This window comes from Erwinia sp. HR93 (assembly GCF_034555055.1).
In the GTDB taxonomy this organism is placed as follows: Bacteria; Pseudomonadota; Gammaproteobacteria; order Enterobacterales; family Enterobacteriaceae; genus Apirhabdus; species Apirhabdus apintestini.
In genome coordinates this window covers 3,019,670-3,044,150 of record NZ_JAXUDP010000001.1, presented here as the reverse complement: position 1 = coordinate 3,044,150, position 24,481 = coordinate 3,019,670, and the positions used below count along the sequence as shown (strand labels likewise).

Genomic DNA, 24,481 nt, shown 5'->3' with positions numbered 1-24,481 from the left:
TATCAGAGACCAAAACTCATGAAACCGACCGTTTACCTTTCTGTACGCTTTCTTTTAATCGGCTCAGTAACTGGCGTCGAAAATCACCCAGCTTCGGTTTATCATCCTCAAGCCAGGGCAGCGGACGACACAGGGCCATCGCTTTAATCCCCAGCCGGGCGGTCAATAAGCCAGCCCCAATGCCCTGCGCCGCTCTTGTCGACAGGCGTGCCGCGATATCCTGAGACATCCAATCCATGCCGATTTCCCGCACCAGCTCGCTGGCGCCAGCAAAAGCAATATTCAGTAACACAAGGCGAAATAAGCGAATGCGGCTGTAATATCCCAACTCGATACCGTACAGCGCGGCAATGCGGTTAATCAGGCGGATGTTGCGCCATGCAATAAACGCCATATCCACCAGCGCGAGGGGGCTGACGGCAATCATTAACGTGGACTCTGCCGCTGAGCGGCTAATTTCGCGGCGCGCCAGGGCGTCTAACACCGGCTGAACGATGCGCGCATACAGCGCCACTATTTCCCGGTCGCTGTGTGTTTCATGAATCGCCGCATGCCAGCGCTGGAGCGCCGGATGCCCTTGTTCAATTCCAGCCTGAGCGGCCAGTTTTTCACAAAACGCGCGCCCGTGCCCTACGCTATGGCTGTGCAATAGCGCTCTGGCCTCATCGCGCTCTGCGGCTCGTTCCCGCAGGCGCCAGAGCCGCCGCCACTCGCCCAGCATGGAACCTGCCCCGGCAATCACAATTAATCCGCCGGCAACGCAGCCTCCCACAGCGACCCAGTCATGAGTCACCCACGCGCGGTGCGCCCACTGCACGCCCTGTGCAGCAACGCTTAATCCAAACAGCGCAAGGCCTGCAATGGCCATACGACGCCATAAACTGCGTCTGGGGCGCAGCGCCCTGTCTAACATCGCCTCTACCTGCTCCTCGTCACTCGGCCCGGCTTCTTCAGGGCTGAGAGCAACGAATTTCTCCGCCTGCGGCTCGCTAAATGCCAGAGCGGCTTTAAACTGTTCTGCCTGCGGCGCGTCCAGCGGGCGGCCAAAATCGCGGCGCGGTTTAAGCGGCTCGTTCATCGCAATTTATCTCCTATCAAAAACTCCAGCGCGGCGTCCAGTCGAATATGCGGCAGAGGGGCGTCTACATCAGTCACCGGCGGACGGAATTGCTCAAACTGAAACCCCTGACGTTCCCAGAATGCGCTGCCGGGCAAACGCGCGGGTACCTCCCCAGGATAGACCGTCAGCGGCGCACCGTCGCGCAACCGCTCACCGCGCAGCGCCGGAATCGACTCACCCTGTACATCTATCAGACCACTGCGCGTCGCCTGTACGGATGCCAGCCCTACGCAGTCCATCGTTATTCCCTCAAACGCCGCGTTTTGCCAGGCGTCCTGCACAAGCTGCTGAAGCAGAGCGACCAGATTCGCATGCTGATCGACGGTCACATGATCCGCCTTGGTCGCCGCAAATAGTAACTTATCGATAACCGGCGCAAACAGGCGTCGAAACAGGGTGCGCTGGCCGTAATGGAAACTTTGCATTAGCTGCGTTAGCGCGAGCCGCATATCATTAAACGCCTGCGGGCCGCTATTTAACGGCTGCAGGCAGTCAACCAGCACGATTTGGCGGTCAAAGCGTAAAAAATGTTCGCGATAAAATTTCTTCACGACGTTATCGCAATAATAGCGATACCGCGCGCGCAGCATCCCGAAGTTAGTATGATTGCCCGCCTGCGCCAGCGCGGACTCACCGTAACGCTCAACGTCCGGCCACGGGAAGAATTGCAGCGCCGGCGCGCCGGCCATTTCGCCTGGCAATACAAATCGCCCCGGCTGGATGAAGTGCAGACCCTGAGTTTTACACTGGCGAAGATAGTCGGTCCAGCCGTCGGCGATAGCGGCAAGCCGATTTTCATCGGCGGGCGCCAGCGGGTCCAAATCGGCACAAAGCGCGCGCCAGTTTTGCGCCAGGGCCGCGCGTTCCCCGTGCAGCAGCCCCGTCATTTGACGCGACCAGCTTAGATAGTCCTGCGCCAGCATCGGCAAATCGAGAAGCCATTCGCCGGGATAATCCACGATCTCCAGCCACAGCGTCGAAGTTTCTTTGAAATGGCGCATCAGGGAATCGTTAGAGCGATAGCGCAGCGCAAGGCGCATCTCACTCACGCCGCGTGTGGGAGTAGGCCACGCCGGCGGCGTGCCATAAAGGTGCGCCAGCCCTTCATCATAGGTAAAACGCGCGATACCCAAATCGCGCTGGGGCACGCGTTTTACCCCTAACATCCTTTCTTCACGCACCGCGCTGAACAGCGGCAGGCGCGCGCCGGCGTGAATATTCAATAACTGATTTACCATGCCGGTAATAAAGGCCGTTTTACCGCTACGGCTCAGGCCAGTGACCGCAATGCGTAAATGGCGATCCATACCGCGATTCATCAGCGATTTAAGTTCATTTTGGATCCGTTTCATAACACTCCTGTGTCATCGCATTTGTTGCGGATTACATTTTCTCGCAGCGGCGTGCCCTCGGATGGAAGGCTCAGGCATGTGCTTAACGCGGCGTTTTGAGTAAAAGCCTACACGCAGTGCCGCTGGATTTCGAGTGCCTTTGAAAACGAATGTAAGAAGTAAAATAGAAAAGAGTCAGCTGGTTACAGAGCCATAAATCGCTTGCTACGGCCTTAAGCCAGACTCACTACGCGCCGGCCGAGAATGGCTAACGCGTATTGAGCGACAGCGGGATTAACGCGGCGTATCCGGGTTAAAGCGCCGGTTAAGCCTGCGCGCAAGGCGAACTAAAGCGGGTTCTAGTAGTATCCCCAGCGCGAGCTTCAGCGGACGGCGCGCCACGGATTTCACCGCCCACCCGGCAACGCCAGCCGGACCATAGCGCAGCGCCGTCAGTATGGCGAATTTTCCAACCGTTATCGCCACCGGCTTCGCCCGCCGCAGCGAGCGCTGGAAGTGTTGTTTCACAATGTACTCCTTTCGGTTATGCAGGCTTAGAGCTGGCGAAACCGACTGCGTAGTGAAAACGCATCCGACGTAATATAGCGTTCCATCCGGCGCAGCCGCCGCTCGCTTTGCGCCAGCGCGGCGTCTACGTCATTCAGCGATACGCCGGGCGATTGCCCCGGCATCTCTTCACCGGGCATAGGATCCAGCGCAAAACTTAAAATGATGTACGCCGTTATCGTTAAAAAGAACAGACCAAAAATGAGCGACAGGATGACGATGAGCCGCACCAGTTTCACCGGCACGCCAAGGTACTGTGCAATACCGGCACATACGCCTTTTAATATCCCGCGCTGAGGGATACGCCACAATTTGCGCCCGGAAAACAGTATCGCCATTATTCTTCCCTCCACCCCGGATGCTCTGCATCCAGAATGTGTTCCAGAGCCTGAATACGATCCTGCATCCGCTGCGCCTCGCTGTCTAACTGCGCCAGTCGCTGACGTTCGCTGTCCGCCAGCGGTGCGCCGCGTTCTGCCCGGTTGCTGTAATGCAGCCAGAGCCAAATCGGAGCCACGAATAGTACAAAAATCGTTAGCGGAATAGCCAGAAAAAGCGCGCTCATGCAAACTCCTTATAACGTATAACGTGCGCCGCCGCCCGCGCCGCAAAAAAATTAGGCATCATCACGCTGAACTTTAGCTTTCAGGGCCGCCAGCTGTGCGCTGATTTCATCGTCCGCTTTTAGCTCAGCAAATTGCTGCTCCAGGCTTTTCGCTTTACCAAAACGCTGGCTTTCAGCTTCGGCTTCCATATGATCGATACGCCGTTCAAACGACTCAAAGCGCGCCATTGCTTCATCCAGTTTACCGCTATCCAGCTGGCGGCGAACGTCTCGGGATGAGCTTGCGGCCTGATGGCGCAGGGTAAGTGCCTGCTGGCGCGCGCGCGTCTCGCTCAATTTGTTTTCTAGCTCGCCGATTTCCTGTTTCATACGCGCAAGTGATTCATCCACCAGCGTTAATTCGTGCTGTAGCGTGGACATCAGGTCCGTGAGTTTTTGTTTCTCAATTAACGCGGCGCGCGCCAGGTCTTCATTGTCTTTACGCAGCGCCAGCTCCGCTTTTTCCTGCCATTCGGCTTCGCGCGTTTGCGCCTGCTCAATGCGGCGGCTAAGCTGCTTTTTCTCCGCCAGCGCGCGCGCAGAGGTAGAACGCACTTCAACCAGCGTATCCTCCATTTCCTGGATCATCAGACGCACCAGCTTTTGCGGATCTTCAGCTCTTTCGAGCAGCGCATTGATGTTAGCGTTAACGATATCAGCAAAGCGTGAAAAAATACCCATAATTCAATCCTCTGTTAACCACTTTTACGGTTTTCTCCCGTCACGGTATAGATATATGCATTAAGCGTGCCAAATTTTTAATATACTGTTTTATAACATTTAAATAAATTTTACCTGCATAAGGAAATTCGTTAAAGTGGCGTCATTGACTAATAAATGGTTTATTTAATCATGCCAGAATTTAAAGATAATCTACTGGGGGCAGATAACAGTTTCCTGGAAGTCCTGGAACAGGTCTCCCGCCTTGCCGCGCTGGATAAGCCCGTGCTTATCCTTGGTGAACGTGGAACGGGTAAGGAGTTGATCGCCCACCGTTTGCATTATCTTTCCCCACGCTGGCAGGCGCCTTTTATTTCACTTAATTGTGCCGCGCTAAATGAAAGTTTGCTCGATTCGGAATTATTTGGCCATGAGGCTGGCGCCTTTACCGGCGCGCAAAAACGCCATCAAGGGCGTTTTGAACGCGCCGACGGCGGTACCTTATTTTTAGACGAGCTGGCCACGGCGCCAATGATGGTGCAGGAAAAACTGCTGCGCGTTATTGAATACGGCGAGCTGGAGCGCGTAGGCGGCTCGCAACCGCTGCAGGTTAATGTGCGCCTGGTGTGCGCCACCAATGCTTTTCTGCCAAAGCTTGCGGAAGAAGGCACATTTCGCGCCGATCTGCTGGACCGGCTGGCGTTCGAAGTAGTTAACCTCCCGCCCCTGCGCCAGCGCCCTGGCGATATCATGCTGCTTGCCGAGCAGTTCGCCATTCAGATGTGTCGCGAACTCGGGCTATCGCTGTTTGTGGGTTTTGATGATACCGCGTGCAGCACGCTGCAGGCGTATAGCTGGCCGGGAAACGTTCGGGAATTAAAAAATGTGGTCGAGCGCTCAGTCTGGCGCCACGGCGATAACCCGCGCCCGGTGAAGAACATTATTTTGAATCCGTTCCAGCCTGCGGACGACCGCCAAACACTTTCTGTCTCTTCCCCGGCGCAGCCAGCGCTGCCGCTCGATCTACGCCATTTTCAGTCGCAGCAGGAAAAAACGCTGGTGGAGCGCAGCCTGAGCGAAGCCAAATTCAATCAAAAGCACGCCGCGCAGCGCCTGGGGTTAACTTACCATCAGTTCCGGGCGCTACTAAAGAAGCATAATATTAGCTGACAGGGATTATTCCGCCCGCTGGCGTCCCGCATACGCCAGATTATCCTGTGCGGCAGGAGCCGGGTATTTTGCCAAGTGTTTCACAGCAACTGAAAAGACACAACGCCTGGCTGCATATCGCTGCCTGTTCACCCGTGAATACATATAACGCTGGGCTATCAATACGCATAACAGCCATCCCAACAACTTTGCTCCAAGTGTGCCCCTAAAAAGATCCCGATAACCCTGTGTGCATTCTGATAAAAACCACAGGCAGACCTATTACCAAACCGCTCTCACGCGGGGTGCCCCATTAAAACGTTTAATCCCGAAGATAGTTTTAAGCCTGCGCGCGTCGCAGCGCCGGGATCGATCGGCGCATCATTAAACCATCGCTCGGGTTATGCACTATACAACGCTTCGGTTCCCCCCCCACTCATACAATTATTACATAACCGCCGTGAGGCTGGTGCTGCAGCATAAAGGCGAAATCCTCACTGGCCATGAGCGGCTGGCCCTGTTTCATACGGGTTTCGCCAAAAAGCCCGCACGCCGTCTCGCGCAGGCGCGCATTCGCTGCAGCATCATTAACATCGGGCCGCCGTGACTGGAAGCCACGGTGATCCAGGCATTGAAACCGGCGGCCTGCACTTCGGCAATTGCGGTGATACGCTGCAGCACTCGCGCACGCGCCGCTTCATCCAGCGTGCGCACGCTGAGCTTCATTACCGCTTTTCATTAATAATATTCGCTGCGTCTGCGGCCTGAAGAGTGCCGATGGTAACGCTGCCACATTGAGCGGCGACACGCTGCGGGAAACGATGGTTTGTAATATAGCGGCCGACCACGGTGGCATCTACGGCCGTTTCCGGCGCTGTCGCGCCCGCCTTTACCGATAACATCAATCTGCGGGGCATCCGCAGAGGCCATCACTGGACCATCGTAGAAATAAAAATGATTAAGGGATTTTCCCGGCATATTGGGCCGTGCATATAAGGGCGTCGCAGTGGGAAATGCTCAAACAAACCGTCTTCGATCATTTTGCGCCCGCCGGTTAATGCTTCTTCTGCCGGTTGAAAATAAGCTGGAGCGTACCGCTGAACCGCCGGGTGCGAGATAAGTATTGTGCGGCGCACAGCGGTATTTCGTATGGCCACCGTGACCGCAGCCGTGAAAGCGCTCCTGCGTACAACTTGCCCAGTCTTTAGCGCTATTTTCCTGCGTTGGTAAAGCGTCCTTATCGGCCCAAATGCCTAATCGCCGCGCCCCGCTTTCTGCTGGTAAGATGGCGACATGACCAGTTTTGCCAATCTGGCGATAGCCTGATAACCCTAACATTCCAGCAGTTGCGCATAGGGTGGCCGGTTTGATGCTCTTCAACCCTCAGATCCGGTTGCGCATGTAGCCAATGACGCAGAGCAATAAATTCCGCTCCTGCGCGCGCAGCGCATCGATAATCAACTGATACACAGCGCTCCCTGCAAAAAAGTGAGTTAGAACGGTTACGATGATTGTATATCGCCGCCCGCCGTGAAAGATGGCTTTCTGCCGTCATTTCACCCACTCTTGCTGCGCGAAACCTTCGTTCCCACAATAACCGGGAATGGCTTTGCCGGTGCTTGTGTCGTTTAGCGGTCTCTGCCGATATTGCTGACAATTACACCAAACAGCGGTGCAGGCTTTGGGAAGCGGGACAGAGTACGATACACTTTACCGATTACGGTCAACTCACTCACTCTTATGCGCACATTCGTTTTTTCACTGCTGCTAACGCTCGGCGTATCGGGCGGCGCGTTACAGGCGGCTCCGCTGAAGGATAATGCAGATATTCACCAAAGCGGGTTCGTGTACTGCGTCAGCGGCCAGATAAGTACGTTCAATCCTCAGCAGGCAAGCGGCGGGCTGACCGTCGATACCCTGGCAGCGCAGCTATATGACCGCCTTCTGGATGTCGACCCCTATACTTATCGCCTGATGCCGGAACTGGCCGAGCGCTGGGAAGTTTTGGATAACGGAGCAACCTATCGTTTTTATTTACGTCACGGAATTCAGTTCCAGGCAACGCCCTGGTTTTCACCAACGCGTTCACTCAACGCCGATGACGTGGTGTTTAGTTTTCAGCGCATTTTTAATCGCCAGCACCCCTGGCATTTTGTTAACGGCAGCAGTTATCCCTATTTCGATAGCCTGCAGTTTGCCGACAGCGTAAAAAGCGTACGCAAAATCGGCAGCCACATCGTCGAATTCCAGTTAAAGAAACCTGACGCGTCTTTCTTGTGGCATTTGGCCACGCACTACGCTTCTGTTTTGTCCGCCGAATACGCTGATAAACTCACCAAAGAAGACCGCGAAGAGCGGCTGGACAGACTGCCGGTCGGCACCGGACCTTTTCAGCTAAGCGAGTATCGCGCCGGCCAATACATACGGCTGGTGCGCCATCCGCGTTACTGGCGCGGCGTCCCGCGCATGCCACAGGTGGTAATTGATTTAGGCTCTGGCGGTACCGGGCGTTTATCAAAACTGTTAACCGGTGAGTGCGACGTTTTGGCCTGGCCTGCCGCCAGCCAACTGACCATTTTGCGCGACGATCCGCGCCTGAGGCTTTCCCTTCGCCCCGGCATGAACATTGCCTATCTGGCATTTAATACGAATAAACCGCCGTTAAACCGACCGGAAGTTCGCCACGCGCTGGCGCTGGCAATTAATAACCAGCGTCTGATGCAGTCGATTTATTACGGCACGGCGGAAACCGCCGCCTCAATTTTACCGCGCGCGTCTTGGGCCTATGATAATGAGGCGCAGATTACCGAATACGATCCTCAAAAAGCGCAGGCGCAGTTAAAAGCGCTGGGTATCAGCGGGCTGCATTTGCAATTGTGGGTGCCTACCAGTTCCCAGCCGTGGAATCCCAGCCCCCTGAAAACGGCGGAGTTATTACAGGCCGATATGGCGCGCATCGGCGTTAAAGTCACGATTATTCCGGTAGAAGGACGCTTTCAGGAGGCGCGCCTGATGGATATGAGCCACGACCTAACGCTTACGGGCTGGGCGACGGACAGTAACGATCCGGACAGTTTTTTCCGCCCAATGCTGAGCTGCGCCGCAATACGTTCTCAGACCAATTACGCACACTGGTGCCGCAACGATTTCGACACGCTGCTGCAAAAAGCGCTACGCTCTCAGCAGCTCGCTTCGCGCATCGAAACTTATGCTCAGGCTCAGGCTATTCTGGCACGTGAACTGCCGGTACTTCCGCTGTCATCATCCCTGCGCTTACTGGCTTATCGCTATGATATTAAAGGCCTTGTGCTTAGCCCGTTCGGCAATGCGTCATTCGCAGGCGTTTTCCGCGACGCCGGCGCTGAGGATCCCAAACTATGATTATCTTTACGTTACGACGCCTGCTGCTGCTGCTGGTGACGCTCTTCTTTTTAAGCCTGGTGAGTTTTAGCCTGAGCTATTTCACGCCGCACGCTCCGCTGCAGGGAGCCTCTGTTTTTAACGCCTGGTGGTTTTGGTTCAAGGGTATCTTACACTGGGATTTCGGGGTATCCAGTATTAATGGGCAGTCGATCAACGAACAGCTACACCAGGTTTTCCCCGCTACGCTGGAGCTGTGCTTTTTTGCCTTTGTGCTGGCGCTGATGCTGGGCATCCCGCTTGGTATGCTGGCCGGCGTGCTGCGTGAGAAATGGCAGGATAAGTTAATTTCCGCGCTGGCGCTGCTCGGGTTTTCGATCCCGGTATTTTGGCTGGCGCTGCTACTGACGCTGTTCTTTTCCCTGACGCTAGGCTGGTTCCCCGTCTCCGGGCGCTTTGATCTGCTGTATGAAGTCAAACACGTTACCGGTTTTGCGTTGATTGATGCCTGGCGCTCTCACTCCGCCTGGCGGCATGAAATGATTATCAGCGCGCTGCATCATATGGTGCTTCCTATTCTGACGCTGGCCGTTGCCCCCACTACCGAAGTGATTCGCCTGATGCGCAATAGCACCACCGAAGTGGTGGGTGAAAATTACATTAAGGCCGCAGAAACGCGCGGCCTGTCGCGCTTCACTATTTTACGTCGTCATGTATTACATAACGCGCTACCGCCGGTCATTACGCGGCTGGGCCTGCAGTTTTCTACTATGTTAACGCTCGCGATGATAACCGAAATGGTTTTTAGCTGGCCAGGCGTTGGGCGCTGGTTAATTAATGCCGTGCGGCAGCAAGACTACGCGGCTATCTCAGCGGGAGTCATGTCTATTGGTACGCTGGTGATTGTGGTGAACGTCATTTCGGAAATTCTGGGTGCCATGGCGACCCCGTTAAAACATAAGGAATGGTATGCCCTACGATAGCGTTTATAACGAAAAGCGGCCGCCGGGCGCGCTGCGCACCGTGTGGCGGAAATTTTACGGCGACGTTGGCGCAATGGTTGGGCTTTACGGCTGTGGCATACTGTTAATTCTGTGCGCGTTCGGCAGTTTGCTGGCACCCTACGGCACAGATCAACAGTTTCTTGGCTTTCAGCTTCTGCCGCCGTCGTGGTCACACTACGGGGATGTCTCATTTTTTCTCGGTACCGACGATTTGGGGCGCGATGTGCTGAGCCGCTTATTAAGCGGCGCGCTGCCCACGATCGGCAGCGCGTTTCTCGCCACCTCCGGCGCTACGCTGTGTGGCCTGCTGCTGGGTATTGTCGCCGGTGCCACCCACGGGCTGCGCTCTGCGGTGATGAACCACATTCTGGACACCCTGCTGTCCATTCCTTCGCTATTGCTGGCAATCATTGTCGTTGCGTTCGCAGGCCCGCAGCTCAGCCACGCGGTTTTTGCCGTCTGGCTGGCGCTACTGCCGCGCATGGTGCGCTCCGTTTACTTTATGGTGCATGATGAGCTGGAAAAAGAGTATGTTGTCGCAGCCCGGCTCGACGGTGCATCAACGCTTAATATCCTGCTGTTTGCGGTGCTGCCTAATACGGCACCGACGCTGGTTAATGACGTGACTCGCGCGCTGTCAATGGCCATTCTGGATATCGCCGCGCTCGGTTTTTTGGATCTTGGCGCACAGCTCCCCTCCTCCGAATGGGGAGCGATGCTGGGCGATACGCTTGATTTGGTATACGTCGCTCCCTGGACCGTTATGTTACCCGGCGCCGCGCTCATGATAAGCGTATTACTGGTTAATCTACTCGGTGACGGGCTGCGCCGTGCGATTGTGGCTGGAGTGGAATAATGCCGTTACTGGATATTCGTAATCTGACGATTGAGTTCCGCACCGCCGAGGGCTGGGTGAAAGCGGTCGATCGCGTTAGCATGACGTTAAATGAGGGGGAAATTCGCGGGCTGGTGGGCGAATCCGGCTCCGGGAAAAGCGTTATTGCGAAAGCTATCTGCGGCGTCACCCGCGATAACTGGCGCGTTAGCGCCGATCGCATGCGCTTTGATGATATTGACCTGCTGCGCCTGTCACCGCGCCAGCGCCGCCGCCTGGTTGGGCATAATGTTTCAATGATTTTTCAGGAACCGCAGTCGTGCCTGGATCCCTCGGAGCGTATTGGTCGCCAGTTGGTGCAAAATATTCCCGGCTGGACATATAAAGGCCGCTGGTGGCAGCGATTCAGATGGCGCCGACGTCGGGCTATTGAATTGCTGCACCGCGTCGGCATCAAAGATCACCGGGACGCAATGCGCAGTTACCCATATGAGCTTACGGACGGAGAGTGCCAGAAGGTGATGATAGCCATCGCGCTGGCCAATCAGCCGCGTCTCCTGATAGCCGATGAACCCACCAATGCGATGGAGCCCACTACCCAGGCACAGATATTTCGCCTGCTGAGCCGACTAAATCAAAACAATAACACGACTATTTTGCTAATTAGCCACGATCTCCAGATGCTAAGTAAATGGGCCGACAGAATCAATGTGATGTATTGCGGACAGACGGTTGAGACAGCGCCCAGCGAAGAGCTTATCGTAACGCCGCATCATCCTTATACCCAGGCACTAATCCGCGCAATCCCTGACTTCGGGAATGCAATGCCGCATAAAAGCCGCCTGAATACCCTGCCTGGCGCAATCCCACTGTTAGAGCAATTACCCATGGGTTGCCGCCTCGGCCCTCGCTGCCCTTATGCCCAGCGGGAATGTATTGTGGCCCCACGCCTGACGGGGGCAAAAAATCACCTTTATGCCTGCCATTTCCCGTTGAACATTGAGAGGGAATAACGTGGTTGAAACGCTTCTTGAAGTACGCAACCTGAGTAAAACTTTTCGCTATCGCACCGGCTGGTTTCATCGTCAAACCGTCGATGCGGTAAAACCGCTAAGCTTTACCTTACGTGAGCGCCAGACGCTGGCTATCATTGGTGAAAACGGTTCAGGCAAATCGACGCTGGCAAAAATGCTGGCAGGCGTTATTGCGCCGACGTCCGGCGAACTGGTTATCGACGATCGCCCGCTGCGTTACGGTGATTATTCGTTTCGCAGTAAACAGATCCGCATGATTTTCCAGGACCCGGCGACCTCGCTCGATCCGCGCCAGCGCGTTTCACAAATTCTGGATATTCCACTGCGCCTGAATACCGAACTGGAGCCGAAGGCCCGCCGTGAACAGATCGTCGAGACGCTGCGTATGGTGGGGCTGCTTCCCGATCACGCTAGCTACTATCCCCACATGCTGGCGCCCGGCCAGAAACAGCGCCTGGGACTGGCTCGCGCGCTCATTCTGCGCCCTAAAGTGATTATCGCCGACGAGGCGCTGGCGTCGCTGGATATGTCCATGCGTTCTCAGTTAATAAACCTGATGCTTGAATTACAGGAAAAACAGGGGATTTCATACATTTATGTCACACAGCATCTTGGAATGATGAAGCATATCAGCGATTTAGTTATGGTGATGCATGAAGGTGAGGTTGTCGAGCGAGGCAGCACCGCCGACGTGCTTGCTTCACCTTTGCATGAACTCACAAAGCGCCTTATCGCCGGCCACTTTGGTGAAGCGCTTACCGCAGATGCGTGGCGTAAAGATCGCTAATATTAACGCACCGATTAGGCGCACAGCCTTTATTGATGGCGTGCCTGAATGCTTTTGCGATCGCTGCAGGTGATTATGTATTTCAGCGCGGGTTTATCAGCACGCTTCCTGAATCTGAGTCGCACTAACTGGCGCGACCAGCAGGAAAAGGGTCGACACGGTACGGTTGCTGTAGGGTATAATCGGCGCCTGTTTTTACGGCTATTGACTAACCATCTGCTTCTGGCGGGCTGCGCAGTTTTACAGGCCTGATTGATCTATTGCGAAATACGGCGTATCACTTGACGCGCGTTATTCGCAAGCGGCCATTATCAGTATGTAAAATGATATCCCGCGGCCTCCGGTATCGGGTTAGTTAGCGCCAGTTTGCAAGAATAAAATGAGTAACAACTATAAGGATTAACTGCTATGGGTTTTCTTACCGGTAAGCGCATTCTGATTACGGGCGTTGCCAGCAACCGCTCCATCGCCTATGGTATCGCACAGGCTATGCATCGCGAAGGCGCAGAACTGGCCTTTACTTATCAGAATGACAAACTGAAAGGCCGCGTAGAGGAGTTCGCCGCAGCGCTGGACTCTAAGCTGGTTTTTGAGTGCGACGTCGCGGAAGACGCAAGCATTGAGGCGTTATTTGCCGAACTGGGCAAACAGTGGCCCAACTTCGACGGTTTTGTCCATTCTATCGGGTTTGCTCCGGCAGACCAGCTAGACGGCGATTATGTCAACGCAGTCACTCGTGACGGGTTTAAAATCGCTCACGATATTAGTTCATACAGTTTTGTCGCTATGGCGAAGGCCTGTCGCAGCATGCTGAATCAAAACGCCGCGCTCCTGACGCTTTCCTATCTGGGCGCCGAGCGCGCAATCCCTAACTATAACGTTATGGGACTGGCAAAGGCCTCTCTGGAAGCGAATGTTCGCTATATGGCTAACGCTATGGGTCCGGACGGCGTGCGCGTTAACGCTATCTCGGCCGGCCCGATCCGTACACTGGCCGCGTCCGGCATCAAAGATTTTCGTAAAATGCTGGCTCACTGTGAAGCCGTCACGCCAATTCGCCGCACCGTGACTATTGAAGACGTTGGTAATTCGGCAGCATTCCTGTGTTCCGATTTATCCGCCGGAGTGTCTGGCGAAGTTCTGCACGTTGACGGCGGATTTAGCATTGCCGCCATGAACGAGCTGGAACTGAAATAGCCCCATCTGCTGCCAGCAGGCAGAACGTTCAGACGGGCGCCTACAGGCGCCTGTTTTTATACTGCCGGCGCTGATTACTACCTCAGGCGATAAATCACCGCCGTCTTAGTGCCTATCCCGTAGAGATGGCCTTTTACGTTTTTAGCGCTGCCTCCTTCTCTGTCTTTACTTTCTTCTTCTGCCTGTGGCCTCTTTCTCTGCTGGCTTGTTACCTGTACAGGTTAAGGCAGCAGCTTCCAGCGCCTCTCTTCAGACGATATTTAAACCGACGGTAAAAATATTTTTTACGCGCGCTTTCATAGACGCAACTAAAAATAGTTTATCGCCGCGATATTCAGCTGGCTGCCTGTGAAATATCTACCATTGCATTATTAACCGCTCGCCTATATTACGCATTTTACTGAAAGTCGGCCCGCAGCGAGTAAAATCTGCTGATGACGCTGCTCAGGGAACAAAGCGCTTTGGTTGCATCTCACGGTAAGACATAAAAACGAATAAGAGCGGTTGCTGCCGGATATCAATTTCATACAAGTAACAACGCTTACTGAGCCAGCCAGACAAGCCCGCACGCCTTAAATATTCTTTCTGACTGCATCCAGATAATTATGATTATCTCTTCGTGCGCTCATACGGGAATACGGGTATCCCGCTCAAATCTCACCTCGTTTTTACATAAACTTCACTTGCTGCAACTGGCGGATTCGCGTAAAACTGTCAGCCGCTCTTTTGGCCACGAAAACGCAAACCTATGTTTCAGGATAATCCGCTGCTTGCGCAGCTTAAACAGCAATTACACTCCCAAACGCCGCGCGCTGAAGGGGTAGTCAAAGGCACGGAAAAAGGCTTTGGTTTCCTCGAAGTCGAAGCAAATAAAAGCTACTTTATTCCGCCTCCGCAAATGAAAAAGGTCATGCACGGTGACCGCATTATTGCCTCTATCCACACCGATAAAGATCGTGAAATTGCAGAGCCTGAGGAGCTGGTCACTCCTTTTCTGACCCGCTTTGTCGGGCGGGTGCAAAAAAAAGATGACCGCTACGCTATTTTACCTGACCACCCTTTATTAAAAGACGCAATTGCCTGCCGCCCGGATCGGGGCCTGGCACATGAATTTCAGGACGGCGACTGGGCCGTAGCAGAAATGCGCCGCCATCCGCTGAAGGGCGATCGCAGTTTTTATGCTGAATTAACGCATTATATTACCCACGGCGATGATTGCTTTGCTCCCTGGTGGGTGACGCTTGCGCGCCATAACCTTGAGCGTGAAGCCCCGAACGGCGTGTCAGTCGAAATGATGGATGAAGGTCTGCCGCGTGAAGATTTAACCGCCCTGCCCTTTGTAACTATTGATAGCGCCAGTACTGAAGATATGGATGATGCGCTGGTGGTTGAACAAAAAGGCGACGCGCTGATTTTGACCGTTGCCATCGCCGATCCCACCGCGTGGATCGCCGCCGGCAGTAAATTAGACGGTATCGCCCGGGTTCGCGCATTCACCAACTATCTGCCGGGGTTCAATATCCCAATGCTGCCGCGCGAATTATCGGACGACCTCTGTTCTCTGCGCCCGAATGTGCGCCGCCCGGTGCTGGCCTGCCGTATGCGCATTGAAAAAGACGGGACGCTGAATGAGGATATCCACTTTTTTGCTGCGGAAATCGAATCTAAAGCAAAACTGGTCTACGATAACGTGTCCGATTGGCTGGAGAAGCAAGGCGACTGGCAGCCGGATAACGACACAATTGCTGAACAAATTACGCTGCTGAATGAAGTCTGTCAGCGTCGCAGCGCGTGGCGTCAGACGCATGCGCTGGTATTTAAAGACCGTCCAGACTATCGCTTCGTGTTGGGTGAAAAAGGCGAAGTATTGGATATTATTGCCGAACCGCGCCGTATCGCGAACCGCATAGTTGAAGAAGCAATGATTGCAGCCAATGTTTGCGCCGCAATCACGCTGCGCGACAAACTCGGATTTGGCATTTATAACCTACACGCAGGTTTCGATCCTACTAACATTGAGCAGCTAACTGCAATGCTGGAAAGCCACGGTCTGCATGCCGATCCCGCGGAGGTCCAGACCTTATCCGGTTTTTGCAAACTGCGCCGTGAAATAGATGCTCAGCCAAGCGGTTTTCTTGATAGTCGCATCCGCCGCTTCCAGTCCTACGCGGAAATTGGCACCTCACCGGGTCCTCATTTTGGATTAGGTTTAGAAGCCTATGCAACCTGGACGTCGCCGATACGTAAATACGGCGATATGGTTAATCATCGCTTACTGAAAGCGTTAATTAAGGGTGAACAACCACCGCGTCCCGAAGATGAAACTATCGCGCAAATGAGCGAGCGTCGGCGTTTTAATCGGATGGCTGAACGCGACGTTGGAGACTGGCTATACGCGCGCTTCTTGCAGGATAAAGCAGGAACCGATACGCGCTATGCTGCGGAAATTATCGATATCAGCCGTGGTGGGATGCGCGTTCGCCTCGTAGATAATGGCGCAGTGGCGTTTATTCCTGCCCCCTTCCTGCATGCGGTTCGCGATGAGCTGGTTTGCAGTCAGGAAACGGGTACCGTGCAAATTAAGGGCGAAAGCGTTTACAAAGTTACTGAGGTTATTGACATAACTATCGCTGAAGTGCGCATGGAAACGCGTAGCATAATCGCCCGCCCGGCCTAATCCCCCCGTTAAATCTAGCGCAGTGCCAATGCTGCGCCTCTATTAGCCTTTAGCCTTTAGCCTTTAGCCTTTAGCTTTATATCGTCTGAGCTTATTCAGTCATATTTTCAGCGCGTTGCACGCTGAAAATGCCGACCTGATACGTTACGACACTGTAACAATTAAGATTCTTTTACCTGTCTAAATATTTTGTATCACTTAGAATAGTATTTAGCGATATAACAGGTAGTGATAATCACTGGGGTGATTTATTGGCTGTATCGCAGCTTCGTTCACAAAGACGCTTTAAGTTGCCAATTAGCCGTTATACTTAGTGGGTGTCTTTCTGTGAATCTTAATTCAGGAGAAAGTATTTATGACATTTAATAACAAAAAAATCGCTGCTGCCGTTTTGGCTGTAACTCTGGCAATGTCTCTCAGCGCCTGTAGTCACTGGTCGAAACGCGACCGTAACACGGCAATCGGTGCCGGTGCAGGCGCCATTGGCGGCTCTGTCCTGACCGATGGCAGCACGCTTGGCACTCTCGGCGGTGCAGCGGTCGGCGGTATTATCGGTCACCAGGTGCACTGATACGGCTGAAATAGACGCTTTTTTGCGGGCCTGGTGGTCTTCAACCGACCCGCTTAATTCCTCCCGGACCAGCGGCCTTTACTACGTTATCAGCCCCACCCGACATTAACTTTCGTAAGCCCAAATCCCTGACAGTAATCATCCCCCCGCCAGTTTGGCTTTCATTCCTTTTTCTTCCAGCAGGCTTTTAATAAGTTCTCGTTTATCCCCCTGGATTTCAATAACTCCATCTTTAATCGCCCCCCCGCAGCCGCATTTTTTCTTTAATTCAGCAGCAATTTTTGCGATTACGTCATCATCCGCATCAATCCCGGATATCACACAAACCCCCTTCCCTTTACGACCACTGGTTTGGCGCTGAATGCGAACAATACCATCGCCCTTTGGGCGTGCTTTAGGCTGCTCAGGTTCAGCAATCCGCCCCGTGGCAGTGGAATACACCAGTCGGCTGTTGTCATCTTTGGCCATTCTATTCTCCGTTAATTTCCGCCAGAATCTGCTGCAACGCCGCGGCAGGGTTGGCGGCCAGGGTAATGGGACGCCCGATCACCATATAATCCACGCCCGCCTGACGAGCCTGGTGCGGTGTCATCACTCTGCGCTGATCGAATGCGTCAGCGCCTTGAGGGCGTATGCCGGGCGTAACCAGTTGAAACTCAGCACCAAAGGTCTGCTTAAATTTTTTCGCTTCCTGCGCCGAGCACACTACCCCATCCAGCCCACAGGATTTCGTCAATGCAGCAAGGCGCTCAGCGTATGTGGCAGGCTCTACATCGAGTCCTACGTCGCGCAAATCGCTTGCTTCCATGCTGGTAAGTACCGTGACAGCAATCAATAGTGGAGCTTCTTTCCCATATGGCTGCAGGGCATCACGCGCGGCCTGCATCATACGCTTGCCGCCGCTGGCGTGTACATTTACCATCCAAACGCCAAGTTCAGCGGCAGAGGCTACCGCGCGCGCCGTTGTATTGGGAATATCGTGAAATTTCAAATCAAGGAAAACCTGGAAACCACGCTGCTGCACATCGCGGATCAGGGATGGACCAAAGCGTGTAAACATCTCTTTGCCAATTTTAAGGCGGCAGGATTGGGGATCGATACTATCGATGAATGATAATGCCTGCCGAGAATCCTGATAATCGAGAGCCACAATAATGGGTGTTTCAGCACGGGATAAGGTAGATGTGACATCAGACTGCATGGCGCTTCCTTTTTAACTGGCGCCTGAGGGCGCGAAAAAAGACAAACGGCTCGCATTCTACCCATCACAACCTAAAAAGAACAGCACACAAGGCGCGTCAGACCGCGCATTTTTAATAGATATTTAAGTATGTTGTAACTAAGTAGCGTTTTTTAAAAACTACTGCCCATCTAAGCCGCGAATGGGTTTCACCGTAGACCATGCCCGACAGGACGGGCAGTGCCAGTACATTGTAAAGGCGGTGAATCCGCACTTTTGGCAGCGATAGCGCGGCTTAGTACGAAGCTGTTCACCAACCATCTCCCGCAGCGCTGCCAGGCTCTCTTTCGCCCGCCCTTCTTCTGCTTCGCTCAACTGATAATCCATCAAGCGATGAAAAACTCGCGTCGTGGGATGTTGCCGCAGACGGTGTGTGATAAATTCCTGAGCGCTTTCAATACCTTTATGTTGCTCAATAACTTCTGCCAGCATCAATTCCGCCGTAGCGCCGGTATCCTCTTCAACACAGCGACGTAGATACGCCTCCCAAACCCCGGGTTTGCCTAGTTGTTGATAACATATTTGCAGCATTTCCAGCGTTTCGCTAACCAACTCCTTGTCCTGTTCAATAACTTGCTGAAGATAGTCGGCGGCGTGAGGATAATCGCCCTTTTCCATCAGAATACGGCCACGCATAATGGATATCCGCGCGCTACTGCCATCTGCTGAAGCGCCTTTTTTCAGTAAGACCAGCGCGCGGTCAAAGTCGTCATTGCCCATAGCCTGCAGCGCCAATTCACAGTAAAAATGCGCAATTTCAACGCGCTGTGCGCTTTTGCCAAGTTTGACCAGACGCTCGGCGATATCGATGGCCTTTTGCCAGTCGCTGGTTGCCTGATAAATAGTCAATAACTGCTGCAGGGCGCTGAGACGGAAATCCTCTTCATTGGTCAACTGGCTAAACATCTCTTCCGCCCGGTCATAGAGACCTGCAGCCATATAATCACGCCCTAATTGTTGCACTGCCAACAGGCGCTGATCGTAAGAAAGCGAAGCGCTTTCCATAAGCGACTGATGAATGCGAATCGCGCGATCGACTTCGCCACGAGAACGGAACAGATTACCCAGCGTCAAATGTGCCTCAACGGTGCCCGTATCTTCCTTGAGCATGTCCAGGAACAGGTCGACGGCTTTATCCTGTTGGTTGGATAGCAGAAAGTTCACGCCGGTAACATATTCACGTGATAATCGATTCGCTTCCTGCTGTTTATCCTGGTGCGCACTTCTGCGCCCCATATACCAGCCATAAGCGGCAGCAACGGGTAATAACAGGAACAGCAACTCAAGCATGCGTAATTATTCCTGAACTGTTGGCGTGGCGGCTGGCGCATCAGCAGGAAGCAGTTTCTGTTCAAGGCGCTTAATTTTGCGCTCCGCACGAACCAAAGAAAGCCGCACTTTCAGCCAAAAAAGCCCGCAAATAAGCCATCCGATAATGAAACCCGCGCCAAATAGCGTTGCCAGGAGTGTCGAAATACGATATTCGCCCTGCGCCAGCAGATAATTAAAAAAGACCCGCCCGTCGTTTTGCGCGCCGAGCGTGACTGAAATAATAAAAATGGCGAGCAGTATTAAGAAAATAAGTAAATATTTCACATCACTTCCCGTATGTCGTTGTTATCGATAATCGTCTGTCCAGCCCTGAACCCTACGCTATAAATTACCATTTCCCTCCCGCTGGGGAAATGAAAAGCGCTAACCTTAGCGTAATTTATGGGGATTATTCCGGTTTTTACAAGGCTATTCTCCTGATTGACTGCGCGAGGCAATCTCCCGTTGCTCTTCTCGTGGCGGTGCAAGCGACCCACACCAGCGCTGGGTTAACCAGCAGGCAAATGTCACTAACAACCAGGAAATTAGCGCTGCCACTATTAGGTCGCGCGGCCAGTGCATACCTAATACCATTCTGCTGGCCATCACGCCGCCTGCCCACAGCATTAATATCCCAACTAATACAATTCGACGCCGCGGCCACAGCAGCCCCACGCCCAATAGCGCCCAGCTTGCTGCAAATAGAGTGTGTCCGGATGGAAAGGCAAATCCGGTCTCTTTACGCCAGTGGTTGCGCAACCATACCGGCAGATGAGTATCCCCCTGAAGCTGCTTGTCTACTATCGCACCGCGCATTTTGCGGTCCATGTGATAAAACTGCGCTGTTTTAATACCGTGACTTTTCTCAAGCCAGACCACGAAAGGTCTCGGTTCTTGAACGCGTTGTTTAATAAATGATTTCACTGTTTGCCCGCAAATAATCGCTACGGATAAAATCGCAAATAGCATTAAAGCGGCTTTAAGACGAAATCGCAGGCACCATATAAAGACGATAAACAGTATAAAGTGGGTCATAATACCCCACGGGCGAGTCACCGTTTCTGTCAGCCAGAATAAGCCTTTTAACCCCAAAAATGCCGTTTCCGGGCGCCATTCCCAGCCGCTCAGGATGGTCACTACAGGCAATATCAGTAGCAATAGCATACCAATAGTAGTGCGCTTTGCGATCGACAGCATATAGACTCCTTGCCGGTATATTATTTCAAGGATAACTGAAAATAGGCATTTCGGGGAAAGTGGCTATGCCCCACGCGCGCAACAATAGCGTCCTTTTCGCAATGAGGCGCATCTGCCCGCGTTGTGGCAAAATAACCGATAATAACGACATACGGCCGGTATACCGGCGGGCACCGTTAGGTGTTGATTGAGTATCTGGAGAATCACATGCAGCTTAAACGAGTGGCAGAAGCGAATCTGCCAACCCCCTGGGGCGATTTCCTGATGGTGGGCTTTGAGGAGCTGGCCACTGGCCAGGATCATGTTGCGCTAGTCTATGGTGACGTTGTCGGAAGCGAGCCGGTGCTGTCGCGCATCCATTCCGAATGTTTGACAGGCGATGCGTTGTTTAGTTTACGCTGCGACTGCGGCTTTCAACTAGAAGCTGCGCTATCTCATATTGCTGAAGAAGGCCGCGGAATTCTTCTTTACCATCGTCAGGAAGGACGCAACATCGGTTTACTGAATAAAATTCGTGCCTATGCGCTGCAGGATCAGGGCTACGATACGGTGGAAGCCAACCATCAGCTGGGCTTCGCCGCCGATGAGCGCGATTTTACGCTGTGCGCCGACATGTTTAAGCTGCTGGGAGTAGATGAAGTCAGGTTGTTAACCAATAACCCGCGCAAAGTCGAGATTATGACAGAGGCAGGCATCAATATTGTAGAGCGCGTGCCGCTCATTGTCGGACGCAACCCGAAAAATGCCCACTATCTGGATACGAAAGCTGAGAAGATGGGACATCTTTTATCGGAATAACTCGCCCCGGTTTTGTGACACCGTAACCCAAACGGTTATCTGTATGACACTTCTGTCTTCAGCCTGAAAGGCGTGTGCTATCCAGCTGAAGCCTGTAGCTGTGAAAATATTTACCCATACAAAACTGCACCCTACTCGTTGAGGATCCAACTTTTGGGGATGCAGTTTCGATATGGCGGTTTGTATAACAACGCTAAACGCCGTCAGTACTATGGTTATTCGGCGGCTAAGGCACCAGCATATTACGGATTACATAGTGTAAAATACCGTCATGCTGGTAATAGGTCAGTTCATTTGCGGTATCGATGCGGCAGCGGCAATCTATGGTGCGTCGGGTACCATCCGTATCAGTAAGCGTCACGCTCACCGTTGCACCGGGCGACAGTTCAGCGAGTCTGGGGATTTCAATACCTTCTTCACCGGTAAGCTTTAAGGTTTTACGATCCACGCCCTGCGGGAATTCCAGGGGCAATATTCCCATGCCGATGAGATTAGAGCGATGAATACGTTCAAAAGATTCAGCTATCACCGCTCGCACGCCAAGCAGCCGCGGCCCCTTCGCCGCCCAGTCGCGGCTCGATCCTGAACCATATTCTTTACCGGCAATGACTATCAGCGGCGTGGCCTCTTCCTGATAAGCCTTTGCAGCATCATAAATAGACATTATTTTATTTTCCGGCAATTTGCGCGTCATACCGCCTTCAGTACCCGGCACCATTTCATTACGAATACGAATGTTGGCGAAGGTCCCGCACATCATCACTTCATGGTTTCCGCGCCGGGAGCCATAGGAGTTAAACTCCTCGCGCGGCACGCCTTGCGACTGAAGATATAGCCCGGCGGGGCTATCGGGTTTAATATTTCCCGCAGGTGAAATATGATCCGTTGTTACCGAATCCCCCAGTATCGCCAGTATTCGCGCCTCATGAATATCCTTCACCGGGCGCGGTTCACGCTCCATGTCGTCAAAAAAAGGCGTCTGACGGATATACGTTGAATCATTCTGCCAGTCGTACGTTTTGGACCCGGCAACCTCAATTGCAGCCCATTCGGGCGTGCCGGTAAAGACCTCAGCATACTCGTTACCAAACATATCGCTGGATACCAGCGCTACGGCCTCGGCGATTTCACGTGCGGACGGCCAGATATCCTTAAGCCACACCGGATTCCCTGCGCTATCTTTGCCAAGCGGCTCTTTCGCAAGGTTAATCTTCATATTACCGGCCAGCGCATAGGCTACCACCAGCGGCGGCGATGCCAGCCAGTTTGTTTTTACCAGCGGATGGATGCGCCCTTCAAAGTTACGGTTCCCGGATAGTACCGCGCCTACGGTAAGGTCACCCTGGCGAATAGCGTCTTCAATCGGCGCGGGTAGCGGCCCGGAATTACCGATACAGGTTGTGCAACCATAGCCGACTAAATTAAATCCTAGGGCGTCCAGAGCCGGCGTGAGACCTGCTTTCTCCAGGTAATCAGACACCACTTTCGATCCTGGCGCCAGAGAAGCTTTTACCCACGGCTGACGCTGCAACCCGCGCTCTACGGCTTTTTTAGCCAGTAAACCTGCCGCCATAAGTACGCTGGGATTAGAGGTATTGGTGCACGACGTTATCGCAGCAATGGCAACCGCGCCGTCCGGCAGAGCATAGTTTTTCCCCTCAAGGGTATATGGCACCGGCAAATGCGCTTCGGCCGCAGAGTTAATTGCCAGCTCCAGGCTCGCCTGAAAAGCCTCGGGTACCGCACTAAGCGCTACCCTATCCTGCGGACGTTTGGGCCCCGCCAGGCTCGCCTCCACATCATTCATATCCAGCGTCAGGGTGCTGGTAAATATCGGTTCATCGCCGCTATTTCGCCACAGCCCCTGAGTCTTGGTATACGCTTCCACCAGCGCGATATGCCCGGCATCACGACCGGTTAAACGCATATATTCCAGGGTAACCGCATCTACCGGGAAAAAGCCGCAGGTCGCGCCGTATTCCGGTGCCATATTCGCAATGGTTGCGCGATCGGCCAGCGGCAGATCGTCCAGGCCATCGCCGTAAAACTCAACGAATTTGCCAACCACACCGTGCTGGCGCAGCATTTGCGTCACGGTTAAGACCAGATCCGTTGCGGTAATCCCCTCGCGCAGCTTTCCGGTGAGACGAAAGCCTACCACATCAGGGATGAGCATCGACACCGGTTGCCCCAGCATCGCTGCTTCTGCCTCAATTCCGCCAACGCCCCATCCCAATACGCCCAGCCCGTTAATCATTGTGGTGTGAGAATCGGTGCCAACCAAGGTATCGGGCCAGGCAAACCATTCGCTATCAATACATTCACTCCAGACCGTTTTACCGAGATACTCCAGGTTAACCTGATGGCAAATCCCGGTGCCGGGCGGTACTACGCGAAAACGGCTGAACGCCTGCTGCCCCCAGCGCAGAAAGGCGTAGCGCTCATGGTTACGCGCCATTTCCAGACGCACATTTTCTTCAAAAGCTTTATCATCGCCAAAACGATCGACGGTCACTGAATGGTCGATAACTAAATCAACCGGCGAGAGCGGATTAACCCGCTCTACTTCTCCGCCGAGGCGCTTTACCGCCTCGCGCATCGCCGCCAAATCGACAACGGCGGGTACGCCGGTGAAGTCTTGCATCAATACGCGCGCCGGGCGATAGGCAATCTCGCGAACGGCATGTGCCTTCTCTTGCCAGCCCACCAGCGCATCAATATCTTCACGCGTAACGGATTCTCCGTCCTCCCAGCGCAGAAGATTTTCCATTAACACTTTTAATGACTTGGGAAGCCGGGCAATTTTATCAGGGGCACCCACCGCGCGCGGCAGGCTGTAATAGTGATAGGTCTTATTGTTTACCTGTAACGTGTCCTTACAGGCGTGGCGTAGGGTTGACGACATAGCTCCTCCAGTGCCCAGAAAAAGCGATTACCGGACTTTTCTTCCGGTTTGCTTTTAAAGATAACACAAAAGGAATGTAACGATTTGATAACAACCCAAAATGCTAAACGCGATATTAACAGGAAAGCCGGCGT

Annotated in this window: 24 protein-coding genes; 10 read left to right on the top strand and 14 right to left on the bottom strand. The window is 53.4% G+C overall.

The features are described 5' to 3' along the window. Window positions 1-16: 16 nt before the first annotated feature. From SFA31_RS14265 to pspA, 6 genes are all read right to left on the bottom strand, one after another. Window positions 17-1,078: a TIGR01620 family protein gene (locus tag SFA31_RS14265; RefSeq protein ID WP_322838576.1), complete on the bottom strand. Its 1,062-nt coding sequence runs from the start codon at window positions 1,076-1,078 to the stop codon at window positions 17-19. After that, entirely contained in the window at window positions 1,075-2,472 is a 1,398-nt protein-coding gene (locus SFA31_RS14260) for a YcjX family protein (RefSeq protein WP_322838575.1), read from the bottom strand. Before SFA31_RS14260 ends, SFA31_RS14265 begins: the two co-directional genes overlap by 4 nt. Before the next feature lie 273 nt (window positions 2,473-2,745). Further along, window positions 2,746-2,979, bottom strand: coding sequence for a phage shock protein PspD (gene pspD, locus SFA31_RS14255; protein WP_322838574.1), 234 nt, complete (start codon window positions 2,977-2,979; stop codon window positions 2,746-2,748). Between the two features lie 26 nt (window positions 2,980-3,005). After that, entirely contained in the window at window positions 3,006-3,356 is a 351-nt protein-coding gene (pspC, locus tag SFA31_RS14250; RefSeq protein ID WP_322838573.1) for an envelope stress response membrane protein PspC, read from the bottom strand. Beyond that, complete coding sequence (pspB, locus tag SFA31_RS14245) at window positions 3,356-3,583, bottom strand: envelope stress response membrane protein PspB (RefSeq protein ID WP_322838572.1); 228 nt, start codon at window positions 3,581-3,583, stop codon at window positions 3,356-3,358. Before pspB ends, pspC begins: the two co-directional genes overlap by 1 nt. 51 nt (window positions 3,584-3,634) lie before the next feature. Continuing rightward, window positions 3,635-4,303, bottom strand: coding sequence for a phage shock protein PspA (pspA, locus tag SFA31_RS14240; RefSeq protein ID WP_322838571.1), 669 nt, complete (start codon window positions 4,301-4,303; stop codon window positions 3,635-3,637). 156 nt (window positions 4,304-4,459) lie between these two features. Here pspA and pspF point away from each other — a divergent pair, with 156 nt between their 5' ends. Beyond that, on the top strand, window positions 4,460-5,452 hold the full coding sequence (pspF, locus tag SFA31_RS14235; protein ID WP_322838570.1) for a phage shock protein operon transcriptional activator: 993 nt from the start codon (window positions 4,460-4,462) through the stop codon (window positions 5,450-5,452). Between the two features lie 501 nt (window positions 5,453-5,953). Here pspF and SFA31_RS14230 read toward each other — a convergent pair. Beyond that, window positions 5,954-6,157, bottom strand: a complete 204-nt coding sequence (locus SFA31_RS14230) for a hypothetical protein (RefSeq protein WP_322838569.1) — start codon at window positions 6,155-6,157, stop codon at window positions 5,954-5,956. Then, complete coding sequence (locus SFA31_RS14225; RefSeq protein ID WP_322838568.1) at window positions 6,157-6,333, bottom strand: hypothetical protein; 177 nt, start codon at window positions 6,331-6,333, stop codon at window positions 6,157-6,159. The genes SFA31_RS14230 and SFA31_RS14225 overlap by 1 nt, the downstream gene beginning before the upstream one ends. Before the next feature lie 838 nt (window positions 6,334-7,171). On the opposite strand from SFA31_RS14225, the gene sapA reads away from it, so the two are divergent. The 8 genes from sapA to osmB all read left to right on the top strand — a co-directional run bounded on the left by sapA (window position 7,172) and on the right by osmB (window position 16,896). Beyond that, complete coding sequence (gene sapA / locus SFA31_RS14220) at window positions 7,172-8,812, top strand: ABC transporter substrate-binding protein SapA (protein WP_322838567.1); 1,641 nt, start codon at window positions 7,172-7,174, stop codon at window positions 8,810-8,812. Next, window positions 8,809-9,774 carry a putrescine export ABC transporter permease SapB gene (gene sapB / locus SFA31_RS14215; RefSeq protein WP_322838566.1) on the top strand — a complete coding sequence of 322 codons (966 nt, stop codon included), beginning with the start codon at window positions 8,809-8,811 and terminating at the stop codon, window positions 9,772-9,774. The genes sapA and sapB overlap by 4 nt, the downstream gene beginning before the upstream one ends. Beyond that, window positions 9,761-10,651 (top strand): putrescine export ABC transporter permease SapC, encoded by an 891-nt coding sequence (gene sapC / locus SFA31_RS14210; protein WP_322838565.1) that lies wholly within the window; start codon window positions 9,761-9,763, stop codon window positions 10,649-10,651. Before sapB ends, sapC begins: the two co-directional genes overlap by 14 nt. After that, window positions 10,651-11,643, top strand: coding sequence for a putrescine export ABC transporter ATP-binding protein SapD (gene sapD, locus SFA31_RS14205; protein WP_322838564.1), 993 nt, complete (start codon window positions 10,651-10,653; stop codon window positions 11,641-11,643). Before sapC ends, sapD begins: the two co-directional genes overlap by 1 nt. A gap of 1 nt (window position 11,644) precedes the next feature. Then, on the top strand, window positions 11,645-12,451 hold the full coding sequence (sapF, locus tag SFA31_RS14200; protein ID WP_322838563.1) for a putrescine export ABC transporter ATP-binding protein SapF: 807 nt from the start codon (window positions 11,645-11,647) through the stop codon (window positions 12,449-12,451). A gap of 408 nt (window positions 12,452-12,859) precedes the next feature. Next, complete coding sequence (fabI, locus tag SFA31_RS14195; RefSeq protein WP_322838562.1) at window positions 12,860-13,648, top strand: enoyl-ACP reductase FabI; 789 nt, start codon at window positions 12,860-12,862, stop codon at window positions 13,646-13,648. A gap of 748 nt (window positions 13,649-14,396) precedes the next feature. After that, window positions 14,397-16,325 carry an exoribonuclease II gene (locus tag SFA31_RS14190; RefSeq protein WP_322838561.1) on the top strand — a complete coding sequence of 643 codons (1,929 nt, stop codon included), beginning with the start codon at window positions 14,397-14,399 and terminating at the stop codon, window positions 16,323-16,325. 355 nt (window positions 16,326-16,680) lie between these two features. Then, a complete protein-coding gene (gene osmB, locus SFA31_RS14185; protein ID WP_322838560.1) occupies window positions 16,681-16,896 on the top strand; it encodes an osmotically-inducible lipoprotein OsmB in 216 nt (71 codons plus the stop codon). A gap of 138 nt (window positions 16,897-17,034) precedes the next feature. Here osmB and yciH read toward each other — a convergent pair whose 3' ends face one another. The 5 genes from yciH to pgpB all read right to left on the bottom strand — a co-directional run bounded on the left by yciH (window position 17,035) and on the right by pgpB (window position 20,644). Next, window positions 17,035-17,364, bottom strand: coding sequence for a stress response translation initiation inhibitor YciH (gene yciH, locus SFA31_RS14180; RefSeq protein WP_322838559.1), 330 nt, complete (start codon window positions 17,362-17,364; stop codon window positions 17,035-17,037). 1 nt (window position 17,365) lies between these two features. Next, complete coding sequence (gene pyrF / locus SFA31_RS14175) at window positions 17,366-18,097, bottom strand: orotidine-5'-phosphate decarboxylase (RefSeq protein ID WP_322838558.1); 732 nt, start codon at window positions 18,095-18,097, stop codon at window positions 17,366-17,368. A 159-nt stretch (window positions 18,098-18,256) separates the two neighbouring features. Next, a complete protein-coding gene (gene lapB, locus SFA31_RS14170; protein WP_322838557.1) occupies window positions 18,257-19,426 on the bottom strand; it encodes a lipopolysaccharide assembly protein LapB in 1,170 nt (389 codons plus the stop codon). 6 nt (window positions 19,427-19,432) lie between these two features. Beyond that, window positions 19,433-19,732 carry a LapA family protein gene (locus tag SFA31_RS14165; protein ID WP_322838556.1) on the bottom strand — a complete coding sequence of 100 codons (300 nt, stop codon included), beginning with the start codon at window positions 19,730-19,732 and terminating at the stop codon, window positions 19,433-19,435. 144 nt (window positions 19,733-19,876) lie between these two features. After that, on the bottom strand, window positions 19,877-20,644 hold the full coding sequence (gene pgpB / locus SFA31_RS14160) for a phosphatidylglycerophosphatase B (RefSeq protein ID WP_322838555.1): 768 nt from the start codon (window positions 20,642-20,644) through the stop codon (window positions 19,877-19,879). Window positions 20,645-20,851: 207 nt separating this feature from the next. On the opposite strand from pgpB, the gene ribA reads away from it, so the two are divergent. Continuing rightward, complete coding sequence (gene ribA / locus SFA31_RS14155; RefSeq protein ID WP_322838554.1) at window positions 20,852-21,442, top strand: GTP cyclohydrolase II; 591 nt, start codon at window positions 20,852-20,854, stop codon at window positions 21,440-21,442. A 226-nt stretch (window positions 21,443-21,668) separates the two neighbouring features. Here ribA and acnA read toward each other — a convergent pair whose 3' ends face one another. Beyond that, a complete protein-coding gene (acnA, locus tag SFA31_RS14150) occupies window positions 21,669-24,347 on the bottom strand; it encodes an aconitate hydratase AcnA (RefSeq protein WP_322838553.1) in 2,679 nt (892 codons plus the stop codon). Window positions 24,348-24,481: the final 134 nt, after the last annotated feature.

Coding starts and splice junctions, on each gene's coding strand:
- SFA31_RS14265 (WP_322838576.1), bottom strand. CDS start 1,078: ATGAACGAGCCGCTTAAACCGCGCCGCGATTTTGGCCGCCCGCTGGAC.
- SFA31_RS14260 (WP_322838575.1), bottom strand. CDS start 2,472: ATGAAACGGATCCAAAATGAACTTAAATCGCTGATGAATCGCGGTATG.
- pspC (WP_322838573.1), bottom strand. CDS start 3,356: ATGGCGATACTGTTTTCCGGGCGCAAATTGTGGCGTATCCCTCAGCGC.
- pspB (WP_322838572.1), bottom strand. CDS start 3,583: ATGAGCGCGCTTTTTCTGGCTATTCCGCTAACGATTTTTGTACTATTC.
- pspA (WP_322838571.1), bottom strand. CDS start 4,303: ATGGGTATTTTTTCACGCTTTGCTGATATCGTTAACGCTAACATCAAT.
- pspF (WP_322838570.1), top strand. CDS start 4,460: ATGGTTTATTTAATCATGCCAGAATTTAAAGATAATCTACTGGGGGCA.
- SFA31_RS14230 (WP_322838569.1), bottom strand. CDS start 6,157: ATGAAGCTCAGCGTGCGCACGCTGGATGAAGCGGCGCGTGCGCGAGTG.
- SFA31_RS14225 (WP_322838568.1), bottom strand. CDS start 6,333: ATGTTATCGGTAAAGGCGGGCGCGACAGCGCCGGAAACGGCCGTAGAT.
- sapA (WP_322838567.1), top strand. CDS start 7,172: ATGCGCACATTCGTTTTTTCACTGCTGCTAACGCTCGGCGTATCGGGC.
- sapB (WP_322838566.1), top strand. CDS start 8,809: ATGATTATCTTTACGTTACGACGCCTGCTGCTGCTGCTGGTGACGCTC.
- sapC (WP_322838565.1), top strand. CDS start 9,761: ATGCCCTACGATAGCGTTTATAACGAAAAGCGGCCGCCGGGCGCGCTG.
- sapD (WP_322838564.1), top strand. CDS start 10,651: ATGCCGTTACTGGATATTCGTAATCTGACGATTGAGTTCCGCACCGCC.
- fabI (WP_322838562.1), top strand. CDS start 12,860: ATGGGTTTTCTTACCGGTAAGCGCATTCTGATTACGGGCGTTGCCAGC.
- SFA31_RS14190 (WP_322838561.1), top strand. CDS start 14,397: ATGTTTCAGGATAATCCGCTGCTTGCGCAGCTTAAACAGCAATTACAC.
- osmB (WP_322838560.1), top strand. CDS start 16,681: ATGACATTTAATAACAAAAAAATCGCTGCTGCCGTTTTGGCTGTAACT.
- yciH (WP_322838559.1), bottom strand. CDS start 17,364: ATGGCCAAAGATGACAACAGCCGACTGGTGTATTCCACTGCCACGGGG.
- pyrF (WP_322838558.1), bottom strand. CDS start 18,097: ATGCAGTCTGATGTCACATCTACCTTATCCCGTGCTGAAACACCCATT.
- lapB (WP_322838557.1), bottom strand. CDS start 19,426: ATGCTTGAGTTGCTGTTCCTGTTATTACCCGTTGCTGCCGCTTATGGC.
- pgpB (WP_322838555.1), bottom strand. CDS start 20,644: ATGCTGTCGATCGCAAAGCGCACTACTATTGGTATGCTATTGCTACTG.
- ribA (WP_322838554.1), top strand. CDS start 20,852: ATGCAGCTTAAACGAGTGGCAGAAGCGAATCTGCCAACCCCCTGGGGC.
- acnA (WP_322838553.1), bottom strand. CDS start 24,347: ATGTCGTCAACCCTACGCCACGCCTGTAAGGACACGTTACAGGTAAAC.